We start from the raw sequence: 1422 nt of genomic DNA, 5'->3' as shown, positions 1-1422 counted from the left end.
GGTGTTGTGACGCAACATGACATGGAGGCGGCCTGCGCCGTCATTGTAGATCCCGAGCCGGCGGACGCGGTATTCGCGGAGCTCACAGCGGGGCTGGCGCCGTCTTTTCAGCGCCGTGACCTGCGGGCCAACGCCCTGCTCTACGTGCGCGGGCTGCTGATGCCCGGGGTGGCGGGCAACTGCTGGTCGCTCGCGGAGGCGGTGGGCCTTGACCGGCCCTACCGGCTCCAGCATCTGCTCGAGCGCGCATCGTGGGACGAGGACGCGGCCAGGGACGCGGTGCGCTCCTTCCTCGTGCGCCACCTCGGCGCCGACGGAGGGGTCCTGATCTTCGACGAGACCGGTCAAGCCAAGAAGGGCACGGCCACGGCGGCTGTGGGCAGGCAGTATTCCGGCACGATGGGCCGGGTCGAGAACGTGATCGTCGCGGTGTACACGACGTACGCGACCGAGCGGGGCCACGCCCTGATCGACCGGGACCTCTACGTCCAGGACGACTGGTTCGAAGACCCGCAGCGCATGGCGAAGGCCGGGTTCCCGCCGGGCCACGCGTTCGCCACGAAGCCCGATCTGGCCATCGCGCAGGCCAAACGCGCACTCGCCGCCGGCATCCGCCCCGCCTGGGCGGCCGGGGACGAGGTATACGGGCGTAGCAGCGCGCTGCGCGAGCTGTGCGAGGCGCGCGGGATCGGCTACGTGTTCGCGGTGCCGGTCGATTTCCACCTCACCACCTCCGGCCGGGTGCGGATGCGCGCCGACCAGGCCCTGGGCCTGGTCGGGCCGAGGGGGTGGAACCGGCGCTCGTGCGGGGCCGGGGCGAAGGGCCCGCGCTACTACGACTGGGCGTGGATCGCCACCGACCACCCGCGCCGGTGGCTGCTGATCCGCCGCTCGATCAGCGACCCGAGCGAGCTCGCGTACTTCTACGCCTACGCACCCGACGACCGGATCTGCTCGCTGACCGACCTGGTCAAGGTCGCCGGGACCAGGTGGAAGGTCGAGGACGATTTCCAGGACGGGAAATCCACCATCGGACTCGACCAGACACAGGTCAGGCGCTACCGGGCCTGGAGGCGCCACGCCACCTTGGCGATGGCGGCCCTCGCGTTCCTGGCCGTGCTCGCCGCCCTCGAGAAAGCCGCGCACCCCGCCCCGGTCCTGCCCCACGACCCCGACCAGGCCCCGCCGGCCGACTGCGGCACCATCGCGCTGACCGTCCCCGAAGCCCAACGCCTGTTCCACCTCTACCTGATCTTCAAACGCGAACTACCGCACCCCACGACCCCCGCCCTCGTCAAACACGGCCTGCGCTGGTCCGACTGGAGACGACGCCACCAAGCACGCGCCCGCTGGCACCACTACCGAACCCGCCTCGCACTCATCGCGTGACACAGCGTCAGATCACGAACTACGACTGGAGTA

At 70.5% G+C, this 1422-nt stretch carries 1 protein-coding gene; it reads left to right on the top strand.

Going from position 1 to position 1422, the window contains the following annotated elements; all coding sequences use genetic code 11:
* Positions 1-21: 21 nt before the first annotated feature.
* Positions 22-1389: an IS701 family transposase gene (locus KDL01_RS41110; RefSeq protein WP_438802024.1), complete on the top strand. Its 1368-nt coding sequence runs from the start codon at positions 22-24 to the stop codon at positions 1387-1389.
* The last annotated feature ends 33 nt before the right edge of the window (positions 1390-1422 follow it).

The organism is Actinospica durhamensis, assembly GCF_018139695.1.
Lineage (GTDB): Bacteria > Actinomycetota > Actinomycetes > Streptomycetales > Catenulisporaceae > Actinospica > Actinospica durhamensis.
This window is presented reverse-complemented; position numbering and strand designations above follow the sequence as displayed.